At 60.3% G+C, this 13,354-nt stretch carries 11 protein-coding genes; 6 read left to right on the forward strand and 5 right to left on the reverse strand.

What is annotated here, in order from left to right:
* The first annotated feature begins 166 nt into the window (after positions 1-166).
* The 5 genes from hflK (PMI01S_RS01280) to cfaB all read left to right on the forward strand — a co-directional run bounded on the left by hflK (PMI01S_RS01280) (position 167) and on the right by cfaB (position 7,502).
* Complete coding sequence (gene hflK / locus PMI01S_RS01280; RefSeq protein WP_084317810.1) at positions 167-2,125, forward strand: protease modulator HflK; 1,959 nt, start codon at positions 167-169, stop codon at positions 2,123-2,125.
* Positions 2,122-3,162: a protease modulator HflC gene (gene hflC / locus PMI01S_RS01285; protein ID WP_084317662.1), complete on the forward strand. Its 1,041-nt coding sequence runs from the start codon at positions 2,122-2,124 to the stop codon at positions 3,160-3,162. Before hflK (PMI01S_RS01280) ends, hflC begins: the two co-directional genes overlap by 4 nt.
* Positions 3,159-4,217 carry a protease modulator HflK gene (hflK, locus tag PMI01S_RS01290; protein ID WP_084317663.1) on the forward strand — a complete coding sequence of 353 codons (1,059 nt, stop codon included), beginning with the start codon at positions 3,159-3,161 and terminating at the stop codon, positions 4,215-4,217. The genes hflC and hflK (PMI01S_RS01290) overlap by 4 nt, the downstream gene beginning before the upstream one ends.
* Entirely contained in the window at positions 4,214-6,124 is a 1,911-nt protein-coding gene (locus PMI01S_RS01295) for a heavy metal translocating P-type ATPase (RefSeq protein WP_084317664.1), read from the forward strand. Before hflK (PMI01S_RS01290) ends, PMI01S_RS01295 begins: the two co-directional genes overlap by 4 nt.
* A 190-nt stretch (positions 6,125-6,314) precedes the next feature.
* Positions 6,315-7,502, forward strand: coding sequence for a C17 cyclopropane fatty acid synthase CfaB (cfaB, locus tag PMI01S_RS01300; protein WP_084317665.1), 1,188 nt, complete (start codon positions 6,315-6,317; stop codon positions 7,500-7,502).
* On the opposite strand, the gene cls is transcribed toward cfaB, so the two are convergent.
* Entirely contained in the window at positions 7,499-8,938 is a 1,440-nt protein-coding gene (gene cls, locus PMI01S_RS01305) for a cardiolipin synthase (RefSeq protein WP_084317666.1), read from the reverse strand. The two genes, cfaB and cls, sit on opposite strands and share 4 nt — an antisense overlap.
* Positions 8,939-9,069: 131 nt before the next feature.
* Here cls and PMI01S_RS01310 point away from each other — a divergent pair, with 131 nt between their 5' ends.
* Complete coding sequence (locus tag PMI01S_RS01310; protein WP_059403786.1) at positions 9,070-9,591, forward strand: DUF3617 domain-containing protein; 522 nt, start codon at positions 9,070-9,072, stop codon at positions 9,589-9,591.
* Between the two features lie 79 nt (positions 9,592-9,670).
* On the opposite strand, the gene PMI01S_RS01315 is transcribed toward PMI01S_RS01310, so the two are convergent.
* From PMI01S_RS01315 to PMI01S_RS01330, 4 genes are read right to left on the reverse strand one after another with little or no spacing between them, the layout of a single operon-like run.
* Positions 9,671-10,561 carry a His/Gly/Thr/Pro-type tRNA ligase C-terminal domain-containing protein gene (locus tag PMI01S_RS01315; protein ID WP_084317667.1) on the reverse strand — a complete coding sequence of 297 codons (891 nt, stop codon included), beginning with the start codon at positions 10,559-10,561 and terminating at the stop codon, positions 9,671-9,673.
* Between the two features lie 17 nt (positions 10,562-10,578).
* Positions 10,579-11,916, reverse strand: a complete 1,338-nt coding sequence (locus tag PMI01S_RS01320) for a dihydroorotase (protein WP_084317668.1) — start codon at positions 11,914-11,916, stop codon at positions 10,579-10,581.
* 2 nt (positions 11,917-11,918) lie between these two features.
* Complete coding sequence (locus PMI01S_RS01325) at positions 11,919-12,479, reverse strand: gamma carbonic anhydrase family protein (protein ID WP_084317669.1); 561 nt, start codon at positions 12,477-12,479, stop codon at positions 11,919-11,921.
* Positions 12,476-13,351, reverse strand: a complete 876-nt coding sequence (locus PMI01S_RS01330) for a metal ABC transporter substrate-binding protein (protein WP_084317670.1) — start codon at positions 13,349-13,351, stop codon at positions 12,476-12,478. The genes PMI01S_RS01325 and PMI01S_RS01330 overlap by 4 nt, the downstream gene beginning before the upstream one ends.
* Positions 13,352-13,354: the final 3 nt, after the last annotated feature.

The following is a 13,354-nucleotide window of genomic DNA, read 5'->3' on the forward strand; positions in this document are numbered from 1 at the left end:
GATAAAATTACGAGCGTAATATGTGCGCTTCTCGGTCTTTCGGTCAAGGCTTCAGCCAAGCGACAGGTCGAGCATCTTTAGATAGAGCGATTTAGTACAAAAATTTCACGACTTTCGTTATATCGTAACGAATTGCGACTTGAGCAAAGAAAAATACTGGGGTGGTATGCAAGTCGATCTCGAGGTTGAGGGAGCAGCGGTAGCCGGGTTGCCGCGCTTTCAACAGGCAGTCTTTCAAGGGCGACGATTGCGACAGTTGGCAATCGGCCTTGGCGCGCTCGCAGCGACAGGGTTGGTGCTGGCGTTTTTTGTGGGGCTGTTTGTGCCGCAGTCGTTTTGGCCGGCGTTGCTGGTCAATCAGAGCGCCGGTCTGCTAGTACTGATCGCCGGGCTGCAATCGGCGTGGTGGGTGGCGCAATGGCGCGCACGGGCGATGAATCCCCCGGCGCTGCCGGTGGAGATCGATGTCGCTGACGCTCCGGTGGGCTGGTATGAACAACTGCTGGAGCGGATCAGCCAACGATCGACGCGGATGCTGGTGCAGATCGGCGCACCGACGCTGTGGCTCGGTGGCTGGGCGTTGTTGGCGCTGTTCAGCATCAACCAGATCTGGAACCTCGCGCTACCGCCTGCCGCGCCAGGCTTTTCGGCAAATATCGGCGCTGCATTGTCGTTGCTGCTGGCTTTCGGTTTGCTGGTGCTGGAGCGGCAGCTTGCCCAGGAAAACGTGGCCCAGTGGCCTGAAGCAGGGCAGTTGGCACAGCTGACTCGCGTGGCAATCATCAGTCTTGTGTTGAGCGCATTGTGTCTGTTGTTCGGTAATGAAGTGTCGGTCTGGCCGGTGCGGCTGGCGGTGCTGATCGGGTTGCTGCCGGGGCTCGTCGCGGTCGAACTGTTGCTGCGTGCAGTGCTGTCATTGTTCAGTCCCCGGCGCGAACAACTGGAGCCTGCGTTGCTCGCCCGAAGCTTCGTCGCCGACATGCTGCGCTGGCCGCCACAACCCCTATTGGCGTTGCAGCATGAATTGCATAACCGCTTCGGCATCGATCTGCGGCAAATCTGGGCGTTCACCTACATGCGTCGCGCGTTGGTGCCGGTGCTGGCGGTGGTCGCCATGGTCGGTTGGTCGCTCACCGGCATTCACGAAATACCCCTGCAAGGGCGGGGCATTTATGAGCGTTTCGGCAAACCGGTGGAGGTGTTCGGTCCCGGCTTGCACGCGGGTTTGCCGTGGCCGCTGGGCCGAGTGTTGAGTGTCGAAAACGGCGTGGTCCATGAGTTGGCCACGAGCGTGGGCGAAGCGGCAGCACCCATTGCGGCGGCGCCCGCTGAAGGTCCGGCGCCGACAGTTGCCAATCGTTTGTGGGACGCCAGCCATGTGAATGACAAATCCCAGGTCATCGCCAGCAGCCGTGCCGACAAGCAGAGCTTCCAGATCGTCAACATGGACGTTCGGTTCGTTTACCGCATCGGCCTGTCGGATCAAGCCGCGTTGGCCGCGACCTACAACAATGCCGATGTACCGGCGCTGATCCGCAGCACCGCCAGCCGGATTCTGGTTCACGATTTCGCCTCACGAACCCTCGACGGTTTGCTCGGTGAGGACAGGGTAGGGCTCGCCGAAGAGATTGGTCGCGCGGTGCAGGCGGACTTGCAAACACTCGGCAGTGGCGTGGAAATTCTCGCGACCGTGGTCGAGGCGATTCATCCACCGGCCGGCGCGGCCAACGCTTATCACGGCGTGCAAGCGGCGCAGATCGGCGCCCAGACGCTGATCTCACGCGAACGCGGCGCAGCCGCAGAGGCGACCAATCAGGCGCAATTGCAGGCCAGCGTCGCTCGCGATCAGGCGACGGCCAACGCTCGTGAAATCAATGCAGCTGCGCAAGCAGCCGATCTGAAATTCAGCGCCGAGCAAAAAGCCTATGCCAGCGCCGGCCAGGCGTTCGTGCTGGAGCAGTATTTCAGCCAGCTTTCCCAAGGGCTGGCCAACACCAGATTGCTGGTGCTCGATCATCGTCTGGGCGGCAGCAACAACGCGCCGACCATCGACCTCCGAACGTTCACGCTGCCGGCTGACCCCGCGCCGTCGCGTCAAACTGCTCAGCCAGGAGCTGCCAAATGAGCCAGTCGCACACACACGATCATGCTGATCACGCCGGGCACGATCACGACCATGGCGGGCATCACCACGGGCATCACCATCATCACCACGGCGATCCGCAGGAAGCCGGTCCCTTCCCGTGGCGGCGCATGGGCTGGGGGGCGTTGCTGGTGGCGTTTGCCATCGCGGCGGCGAGCCTGGTGCAAGTGCGTTCCGGCGAAGCCACGGTCATCACGCGCTTCGGCAATCCTTCTCGGGTGTTGCTGGAGCCGGGGCTGGGCTGGCGCTGGCCCGCACCTTTCGAAGCGGCGATCCCTGTCGATTTGCGTCTTCGCACTACGTCGAGTGGGTTGCAGGATGTGGGCACACGCGACGGCTTGCGCATCATCGTTCAGGCTTACGTGGCGTGGCAGGTTCAAGGTGATCCGGACAATGTGCAGCGCTTCATGCGCGCGGTGCAGAATCAGCCGGATGAAGCGGCGCGGCAGATTCGTACTTTTGTTGGCTCTGCACTGGAAACCACGGCCAGCAGTTTCGATCTGGCGAATCTGGTAAACACCGACGCCAACCAAGTGCACATTGCTGACTTTGAAGCGCAACTGCGCCAGCAAATCGATCAGCAGTTGTTGACCACGTATGGCGTTCGCGTGCTGCAAGTCGGCATCGAGCGTTTGACCTTGCCGTCGGTAACCCTGACCGCCACGGTCGATCGCATGCGCGCCGAGCGTGAAACAATCGCCACCGAACGCACGGCGATCGGTAAGCGTGAAGCGGCACAAATCCGCTCTGCCGCCGAGCGTGATGCGCGAATCGTTCAGGCCGATGCCACTGTTAAATCCGCTGACATTGAAGCCCAGTCCCGGGTCGAAGCCGCGCAGATTTACGGACGTGCCTACGCCGGATCACCGCAGCTGTATAACTTGCTGCGCTCCCTAGACACCTTGGGCACCATCGTTACGCCTGGCACCAAGCTGATTCTGCGCACCGACGCTGCGCCGTTTCGGGTGCTGGTTGACGGTCCGCCGACGCTCGATACCAAGTCCGGGTCGCAGCCATGAGTTTGGTTCCACGTGGAACAAATGAGTTGAGCAGCCCCTGGATTCAGGCCGGGAGATTGGCGTTTCTCGCGCTGTATGCGGTGACGGTATTGGCCGCCTTGGCGTGGGCGTTTTCCAATGTTCGGCAAATCGATCCGCAGAATCGTGCGGTGGTGTTGCACTTTGGCGCGCTGGATCGCATTCAGAATGCCGGCCTGCTGTTGGCGTGGCCGCGACCGTTCGAGCAGGTCATTTTGTTGCCAGCCGCCGATCGGGTGATCGAGCGGCGGGTGGAAAATCTGTTGCGCAGTGATGCCGCGTTGCAGGCGGACCGGGTCGCCACATTCGCCACGCCGCTCAGTGATGCTCTCGCGGGGTCCGGTTATTTGCTGACCGGTGACGCCGGCGTGGTGCAACTGGATGTGCGGGTCTTTTACAAGGTCACCGAACCTTATGCGTTCGTGCTTCAAGGTGAACATGTGCTGCCGGCACTGGATCGACTTGTGACTCGCAGTGCCGTGGCGCTGACGGCTGCCCGTGATCTGGACACCATCCTGGTGGCGCGACCGGAGCTGATCGGCGCGGGTAGCCAGGCGGCCGAAAGACGTGAGCGCCTGCGTGGAGATCTGGTGCAGGGCATCAATCAGCGACTGGCTGATCTCGCGGCGACCGGGCAGGGCCTGGGAATCGAAGTGGCGCGCGTCGATGTGCAATCGAGTTTGCCGGGACCGGCAGTCAACGCCTTCAACGCGGTGCTGACGGCAAGTCAGCAAGCCGATAAAGCCGTGGCAAACGCACGCACCGAAGCCGAGAAACTCACCCAGACCGCCAACGAACAAGCCGACCGCACGTTGCAGGTTGCCCACGCTCAAGCGAGTGAACGGCTGGCCAAAGCGTCCGCCGACACGGCCACCGTATTGAGTCTGGCCAAGGCGCAACAACAGGGTACCGACCCGCAAATGCTGCTGCGCCTCTACCGCGAGCGCATGCCGAAAATTCTCGGTCAGGCCGGCTCGGTGACCACGGTCAATCCGAAAGACGATTCCCGCCTGATCATTCAGGGAGCTGCACAATGACCGCGCAAACCGCCGCTGCACCGAGTCTGTTGTCTTCGGCCGAACAACGCAGCGCCGCCCGCCAGTTGACCCTCGCCATGCTTGCATTGGGTTTGTTGGCGCTGGGTTTGATCTGGCGCTGGGTATCGCCGGAGCAGACCGGTGTCAGTCAATTGCTGTTGGGTTTTGCCTCATTGCTGGTGGCCGTTCCGGTGATGCGCTCGGCCTGGTACAGCTTGCGTTACCCGAGCTTGCACGGGATCACGGACCAATTGATTGCCCTGGCCATGCTCGGTGCCTGGGCGACCGGTGATCTGCTGACCGCTGCGTTGCTGCCGATCATCATGATCTTCGGCCACGTGCTGGAAGAGCGCAGCGTGATCGGTTCCCAGGAAGCGATTCACGCATTGAGCAAACTGACGCGCAGCCATGCGCGCAAGATTCAGGCAGACGGCTCTATCGTCGAAGTCGACAACGGCACGCTCAAGGCCGGCGACCGGGTAGAAGTTCGTGCTGGCGACCGAGTGCCGGCCGATGGTCGTGTGCTCTCCGGTCAGGCGAGTCTCGACACGGCTTCGATCACTGGCGAGTCGGTGCCGGTGGAGGCGGGTGTTGGCATGTCCGTGTTCGGCGGGGCGATTAACCTCGACGGGCTGCTGCGTATCGAAGTGACGCGTACGGGCAGCGAATCGACCCTAGGCAAAGTCATCGCACTGATGCAAAGCGCCGAACGATCCAAACCGCCGATCACCCGATTGCTGGAACGCTACGCTGGCAGCTACATGGTGTTGGTGTTGCTGCTCGCCGCCGTCACCTGGTTCATTACCAACGATGCGCAGGCGATGCTTGCGGTGTTGGTGGCGGCTTGTCCGTGTGCGTTGGTGTTGTCGGCACCGGCCACGGCGATTGCCGGGGTGGCGGTTGCCGCTCGCCACGGGATTCTGATTCGCAGTTCGGCGTTTCTTGAGGAGCTGGCAGACCTGACCTCGCTGGTGGTCGACAAGACCGGGACGCTGACCTTCGGCACCTTGCGCCTGCAATCCATCGACAGCCCGCTGGAAGATCGCAGTCACGTATTGAAACTCGCCGCCAGCCTCGGCTCTGCCAGCAGTCACCCGGTCAGTCGCGCACTCGCCGGGTTGGTCACTCAGGAACATTTTGTGTTGCTCTCGAACATTCACGAACGGCAAGGGCTGGGCGTGGTGGCGATGACGGAGCAGGGCGAAGCGGCACTCGGCCGGCCAGAGTTGTTTGCTCAATTGGGTATTCCCACATCAGCCGTTCCCGAACACGATGGCCCGATTGCCGGGCTGGCGCTCAATGGAGCGTTTCTCGCCTGGCTGTTGCTGGCGGACAGCGTCAAACCTGAAGCGCGTTTTGCCTTGAACGAGTTGCGAGAGCTCGGGCTGGGCCGGCAGCTGTTGCTCACTGGTGATCGCCAGAGTGTCGCCAATACCTTGGCGGGAGACGTCGGGATCGTCGATGTCGAGGCCCAGGCCTTGCCCGAGGACAAACTCAATCGCGTGCTCAAGGAGATCGACAGCGGCTTTCGGCCGATGGTGGTCGGTGACGGCATCAATGATTCGCTGGCTCTCAAGGCCGGCGTGGTCGGCGTTGCCATGGGGGCGGGCGGTGCGGATATTGCCTTGGCGTCCGCCGACATCGTGCTGATCGGCAGTGACCTGCGTCGGCTCGGTACCTGCGTGCGTTTGAGTCGCCAGTGCCGGAACACGTTGCAGGTCAACGTGATCATCGGTCTGGGCTGGACGTTGGCAATTGTGGCCTTCGCCGCATTCGGCTGGCTCGGCGCGGCGGGGGCGATGATCGCGGCGTTGCTGCATAACCTCAGTACTTTGCTGGTGCTGGGAAACGCCGGGCGGCTGCTGCGCTTTCAGGAGCCATTGCTCAAGCTGAAGGACGATATTTGAGGGATTGAACTTTTGAGAACTGTGCGCCCGATTCGTAGTCATCTAGGGTAAGGGCAATCATTTCTGTGAATTTGCGACGGGTTGGTTTGAACGTTGCGGGTCATAGAAAGGGGCTATGAAATCGATAGCCTGCTATTTTTCAAGGATGGTCTAACCTCACAGCAGACGTCTGAAACAAGGGGGATATTCCATGCTCGCGCAACTTCCACCGGCCTTACAGAATCTGCAGCTACCGTTACGCCTGCGACTCTGGGACGGCCATGAATTCAATCTGGGGCCGACGCCCAGCGTCACGATTGTGGTTAAGGACCCACAAATGGTTACCCAGTTCACCCATCCAAGCCTGGACGCGCTCGGAGCGGCGTTTGTCGAGGGCAAACTCGAGCTCGAAGGTTCCATCAGCGACGTGATTCGCGTGTGCGATGAATGGAGTCAGGCATTGTTGAGCGAGGACGACGACAACCAGCCTGTGCGCACCGTCCACGACAAGGAAACCGACGCCAAGGCGATTTCCTATCACTACGACCTTTCCAACGCGTTTTATCAGCTGTGGCTCGACAGTGACATGGCGTATTCCTGCGCCTATTTCGAGACCGGCAGTGAAACCCTGGAACAGGCCCAGCAAGCCAAATTCCGTCATCTGTGTCGCAAGTTGCGCCTGCAACCTGGCGAATATCTGCTGGATGTCGGCTGTGGTTGGGGCGGCCTGGCGCGTTATGCGGCGCGGGAGTTTGGCGCGAAAGTGTTCGGCATCACGCTCAGCAAAGAGCAGCTGGCGCTGGCCCGTGAACGGGTGACCGCTGAAGGCCTGGACGATCAGATTGAACTGCAACTGCTCGACTACCGCGATCTGCCTCAGGACGGGCGCTTCGACAAGGTGGTCAGTGTCGGCATGTTCGAACACGTCGGCCACGCGAACCTGGCCGAGTACTGCAAAACCTTGTTCGGCGCGGTGAAAGAGGGCGGTCTGGTGATGAACCACGGGATCACCGCCAAGCACACCGATGGCCGTCCGGTGGGACGCGGTGCCGGTGATTTCATCGAGAAGTATGTGTTCCCCAACGGCGAGCTGCCGCACCTGTCGATGATTTCTGCCGAGATCAGTGAAGCGGGGCTGGAGATCGTCGATGTCGAGAGTCTGCGCCTGCATTACGCGCGTACCCTGGATCACTGGAGTGAGCGTCTGGAAGACAATCTGGAGGCTGCCGGCAAGCTCGTGCCTGAGCAGGCGTTGCGCATCTGGCGGCTGTACCTGGCGGGATGCGCTTATGCGTTCGCCAAGGGCTGGATCAACCTGCACCAGATTCTCGCGGTGAAAGCGCACCCCGATGGCAGCCATGAACTGCCATGGACCCGTGACGACATCTACAACCCTTAAAGTATCGGGGAAATAAGCCGGGCGATCCGCATGCCGACCTGCTGCAGGCGGTGGGTCTCCCGGCTTTCTTCTTTGGCGACTTCATGGGCCTGTGCGAAATCGTCGTTGAGCATCTGTTCCACTTCGCCGGCAAAAACGCTGTCGACCGTCAGTAACATCACTTCGAAATTCAGCCGGAACGAACGGTTGTCCAGATTGGCGCTGCCGATGGCGCTGATTTCGCTGTCGATCAACACCACTTTCTGATGCAGGAAACCGGGTTCGTAGCGAAACACCCGCACGCCGGCGCGTACCGCTTCGAAGGCGTACAGGCTGGAGGCGGCGTAGACGATCCGATGGTCGGGCCTCGACGGCAGCAGAATTCGCACATCGACACCTCGCAGCACCGCCAGCCGTAACGCCGCGAACACTGCTTCGTCGGGGATGAAATAGGGGCTGGTTATCCACACCCGTTCCGTCGCTGCGTGGATGGCTTCGACAAAGAATAGTGAACAGGTTTCGTAGGAGTCTGCGGGGCCGCTGGCAAGCAATTGGCAGAGCACGCCGTCGTCCGGATAAACGTCCGGCAGTATCAACGGCGGCAACGACCGCGCTGCCCAGAACCAGTCTTCGGCGAAGGATTCCTGCATGCACGCCACCACCGGCCCGCGCACGCGAACGTGGGTATCGCGCCATGGCGCCAGAGGTGGTTTCTCGCCCATGTATTCGTCGCCAACGTTGTGTCCGCCGACGAAGCCGAGCACACCGTCGACCACGACGATCTTGCGGTGGTTACGAAAGTTGACCTGAAAGCGATTGAGCCAGCCGCTACGCGTCGCGAACGCTTTGACCTCGACACCTGCCTCGCGCAACGGCTGCACGTAACTGTGGGGCAGGGAGTGGCTGCCGATGCGATCGTACAGCAGATAAACGGCAACGCCTTCCGCGGCTTTTTTCAACAGCAGGGTTTGCAGGCGCCGGCCGAGGCGGTCGTCGTGGATGATAAAGAACTGGATCAGCACGGCTTCCTTGGCATGGCTGATGGCTTCGAAAATCGCCTCGAAAGTGTCCGGGCCATTGATCAGCAGGCGGACCTCATTGTTGGCCAGGCACGGCATGCGTCCCAGCTTCGGCATCGCTCTTAATGATGCATAAGCGTTGGAGGCGCGTGCGGTCAGCGCCTCTTCGACCCAGGGCCGCCAGTTCAACTCGGAGATGGCCTTGCGCATTTCCTCGTTGGCCTGTCGCCGCGCCTTGATGTAGCCATCGAAGGTGCTGCGGCCGAAGACCAGGTACGGGATAAGCGTGAGGTAGGGAATGAACAGCAACGACAGGGCCCAGGCGATCGAGCCCTGGGCGGTCCGAACGGTCAATACGGCATGGATGGCGGCGATCAGCCCTAACGAGTGCAGCAGCGCGATCAGATAACCGAAAACATGCGGTCCAAAATAATCCATGGGGCAGCCTTGCTCCTGAAGATTCAATGCTTAACAGACCATGTTCCGTGCAGAATGTCGCTATTTAATTGGTCCATGAACCGAAGCCTGTGGCTGACGTCTAACAGCCACTACTGATCAGGAGTTACACGATGAACGTTCGTCTGCTGGGTTTGGCCGTGGCTTTTGGTTTGGCTCTTCCTGTGGCCGCTCAGGCGCAGATGCTGCAGCCGGGCTTGTGGGAATTGACCTCGAGCAACATGAAGGTCGATGACCAGAACATGCCGGATTTGCAATTGATCCTCGGCCAGATACAAAGTCAGATCACCCCCGAACAGCGTGCGCAGCTGGAGAAGCAGGGCATCACGATGGGTGGCAAGGGGATCCGCGCTTGCCTGACGCCGGAGCAGGTGAAGAGCGACAACATTCCGCTGACGGATCCGCAATCGGGCTGCAAGCAGGAAATCACCGAGCGCACCGGCAACCAATGGAAATTCCGCTTCAGCTGCCCGAAAGCGCAGGGCGCGGGTGTGGCTACTTTCTTGAGTGATCGTGAGTTCACCACCAAGGTGAATGGCACGTTCAACGCTACGGGCATTCAGCAGAAGGGTAGCCTTGATACTCGCGCTGTCTGGTTGGGGCAGGATTGCGGGACTGTTAAGCCAAGGGCCTAAAAGCTTCGCGAGCAAGCTATGCTCCTACAGGGATGGCGTAAATCCCGTAGGAGCGAGGCTTGCCCGCGAAGGCGTCACTTCAAACACTGGCAATCCCTATGGACCTCAGCCAATTGCACACTGCATCAACCGCCATCCTGCCAAAATCCTCCCCGGTGCGACTGCGCACACTGACAAACCCGCCTTCTTTTTCTTTCTCCCCGATCACCACCAGATACGGCACTTGCTGACTGTGCTCGCGAATCTTGTGACGGACCTTCTCGTTACGCAGATCGGCGCGAGCGCGTACGCCGCTCCGGCGTAACGCTTCAGTCACCGATTGTGCGTACTCCGCCTGACGATCATCCATGCTGACGATCATCACGTGCGGCGGTGCCCGCCAGTTGTCCAGTTCCTCCTGGCAGGACCAGCAGGTGCCATAGATCCGTTGTGGTGACGTGCCGCTGATGTGATCGAGCGCGAAGGCCTGCAACACACGGGTGGCGGGAACATGCGGCCCCGTCGACACACACTCGAAGTCTCCCAGATGGTAGGACGATGACTGTTCGGCAGACATCGCGCGGCGGCGTATCGAATGATTGGTAGCCGCCAGTGTCCTCATGCGCGCTTCAATGGCAGCAAGGTCGACCAGGTTTAAATGACGTTCAAACTCGAATTCATGGAAGAAGCCATCACCCAGCACCGATCCCGTCTGCAAATGTGCTTTTGGATAAAGCTGTTTCACGGCCATCGCCAACACCAAGGCGCAGGAGCGGCGAAGAATCTCCAGCCCGTCGGGCTCTTGCGGCGTGACGATGCTGACCCGGGCATCGGCTGCGAGGATGAATTCACAATCCACCAACACGCCGTCAACCCTTCCCGCGACAGCCGCCTTGGCCAGCCCGGGACCGATACTCGCGGCGAGTTCGTACACCGACAATGGTTGGTCGAATTCACGCAATGAACCATCGCTCAGGGTGATGTGAATCATGTTGGTGCTCTCGGGTGCTAGCGCATAAACCGTAGTGGTAAACCCTGACAGTTGTCATTAAGACATTTGTCTCGCCATGCGATTTGTCCGGACACCAGCGTGGTGCTGACGCTGTGGCGAAAGCGTCGTCGGGCAAAGGGCGTCCAGCCGCATTGAGACAGAATCGGCTGCTCAGAGACGGCAATGCCGTCAGGCTCCGGTTTGATCAGCACCAGGTCTGCCCAATAACCTTCGCGCAAATAGCCTCGGTCGGGAATAGCAAACAGATCAGCGACACGGTGACTGGTCTTGTCCACGAGCACTGTGATCGGCAACAACTCGTCTGCCACCAACTCCAGCAACGCGGGGAAGGCGTGCTGCACCAGCGGCAGACCGGACGGCGCCTGACTGTAGGGACGTTGTTTTTCGGCCCAGGTGTGCGGCGCATGATCGCTGCCGATGACGTCCAGTCGATGGCTCAGCAACGCATAGCGCAAGGCATTGCGGTCAGCCTGAGTCTTGATCGCCGGGTTGCATTTGATCTGATTACCAAGGTCCGCGTAGTCGCGATCATCGAAGAGCAAGTGGTGCAGGCAGACTTCGGCGCTGATGTGTTTCTGCGACAGCGGTTTGTCTTCGAACAACGCCAGTTCCCGTGCGGTGGTCAGGTGCAGAACGTGAAGTCGCGTGCCGTGACGCCTGGCCAGATCCACCGCCATTGATGACGAGCGAAAGCAGGCCTCGGCATTGCGGATCACGGGATGCGCCGCGGCGGGAATGTGTTCGCCGAGCAGCGCTCGCAGATTCGCCGCGTTGGCCTCGATGCCGGGCGTGTGTTCGCAGTGAGCCAACAGAATCGTCGGCACCTCGGCGAACAGCCGTTCGAGAACCCTCGGATCGTCCACCAGCATGTTGCCCGTGGACGCGCCCATGAACACTTTGACGCCGGCTACTTCGCAAGGATTGAGTGCGGCGACGGTGTCGAGATTGTCGTTGCTTACACCGAAGTGAAAGCCGTAGTTGGCCACCGAACTGATCGCCGCTCGACGCTTCTTGTCGGCGAGTGTGGCAAGGGTCAGTGTCGCCGGATGGGTGTTGGGCATGTCCATGAAACTGGTGATGCCACCGGCCACCGCCGCCCGGGATTCGGTGTGGAAACTGCCCTTCTCGGGCGAGCCGGGATCGCGGAAGTGCACCTGATCATCGATCATTCCGGGTAACAGCCACTGGCCGTCAGCATCGATTTCTACGGCTGCATTTTCCCCTTCGATGCTGCTGGCGATCTTGACGATGCGGCCATGGCTGACTAACAGATCACCTTCAAATTCTCGACCTTCATTCACCAGCCGGGCATTGCGAATCAGCACACTGCTCATGGTCAGAACTCGTTTTGCAGGGCTTTGTAGCCGCGCACCAGATCGACATTGGTGCGCGCCACATCCTCGGAAAATTCCGAGGCGCTGACGCTGACCGGCGGGAACTGCGACAGGTCGGTGTTAGGCCCGATGCGGGTGGTGGAGGGCACGTAAAAATCCGTGGGCAGGTCGCGCCCATCGACCACCGAGTTGTGCCGCACCACGCAGCCGTCACCGACCGCGCAGTTGAACAGCACGCTGTTGAAACCGATAAACACCCGGTCGCCGACCGTGCACGGACCATGAACGATTGAACGGTGAGCAATCGAACTGAACTCGCCGATGGTCACCGCCGCCCCGGACTTGGAATGAATCACCACGCCATCCTGGATGTTTGAATTTGCACCAATGGTGATCGGCTCCATCGCGCCCGAATCGTCCACTTCATCGGCGCGGATCACGGCGTAGGGGCCGACGAAAACGTTCTCGCCGATCACCACTTTTCCGCAAATGATCGCGGTCTTGTCCACGTATGCAGATTCGGCAATCAGCGGCAAATCACCGGAAGGGTTCTTGCGGATCATGGTTTGCTCAACGCCTCGTATAGCGTGTTGAGGTTGTACTCGAACAGCCCGGTGAAGGTGCTGGCCGGACCGCTTGCGGCGAGCGCATCGGAGTACAAGGTGCCGCCAATGTGCGCGCCGCTTTCATCGGCGATCTGCTTGAGCAGACGGGCGTCCTTGATGTTTTCCATGAACACGGCTTTGACCTTGGCCTGACGAATCTGGGTGATCAGCGCGGCCACTTCCGCAGCCGACGGTTCGCGTTCGGTGGACAGACCTTGTGGTGCCATGAAGTCGATTCCGTACGCCTGACCGAGATAGCCGAACGCGTCATGGGACGTCACGATCTTGCGGTTGCCCGGCGGCAGCGATCCGAGCTTGGCTTTAGCTTCGGCGAGCAGCGCGTAAACCTGTTTCAGGTAGGCCTGGCTGTTGCGTTCGTAGTCGGTTTTGTTCGCCGGGTCGGCGGCAATCAACGCTTTGGTGATGTTGCTGATGTACAGCTCGGCGTTCGCCAGGTTGTGCCAGGCGTGAGGGTCGGGAACGGTCTCGCCGTCTTCATCCAGCGAGCGCGGAATGACACCGCGGCTCGCGCTGATGACCGTGGCTTTGGTTTCAGTACTGGTCACCAGGCGGTCCAGCCATGGCTCGAAACCCAGGCCGTTTTTGATGATCAGTCTGGCTTTGAGCAGCGCCTTGGCGTCGTCCGGTGTCGGCTCGTACGTGTGGGCATCGGCGTCGGGGCCAACCATGTTGGTGATCTGGATATGCTCGCCGCCGACTTGATGAGTCATGTCGGCAAGGATGCTGAAGCTGGTCACCACCTGCAGTTTTTCCGCAGCGGACAGCGACATCGACAGCATCAAACTGAACAGCACGAGTAAAGCGCGCATCGG

The sequence above is a fragment of the Pseudomonas migulae NBRC 103157 genome (assembly GCF_002091715.1).
GTDB lineage: Bacteria > Pseudomonadota > Gammaproteobacteria > Pseudomonadales > Pseudomonadaceae > Aquipseudomonas > Aquipseudomonas migulae_A.